This is a genomic window from Streptomyces sp. P17 (assembly GCF_032436805.1).
Classification (GTDB): domain Bacteria; phylum Actinomycetota; class Actinomycetes; order Streptomycetales; family Streptomycetaceae; genus Streptomyces.
The window spans coordinates 1-281 of the sequence record NZ_JAVRBF010000650.1 but is presented as its reverse complement, the minus strand read 5'-3'; the positions used below and the strand labels follow the sequence as shown (position 1 = coordinate 281).

The following is a 281-nucleotide window of genomic DNA, read 5'->3' as shown; positions in this document are numbered from 1 at the left end:
CCATAATACGCCCCGTTTGCTCATCCACAATTTTCACTTTATTGTCTATAACAACGTATTCGTCGTCTTTTTCAAACAATGTATATGCTTTTAACAATTGGTTTACGGTGTGTACACGCTCCGATTTGATGGCGTAATTTTGCAACAGTTCGTCTTTCTGGGCAGCTTTTTCTTCATCGGAAACTGTCGTATTTTCAAGCTCTGATAGTTCCGATCCGATATCGGGCAAAACGAAGAAATGCGGGTCATCGGATTTTCCGGTAAGCATGTCAATGCCTTTA

The 281-nt window shown here is 40.9% G+C and carries 1 protein-coding gene; it reads right to left on the bottom strand.

The genetic code is table 11. From position 1 onward, the window contains the following. On the bottom strand, positions 1 to 281 hold a 281-nt coding region (locus tag RMT89_RS42460), incomplete at both ends, for a hypothetical protein (protein ID WP_315889102.1).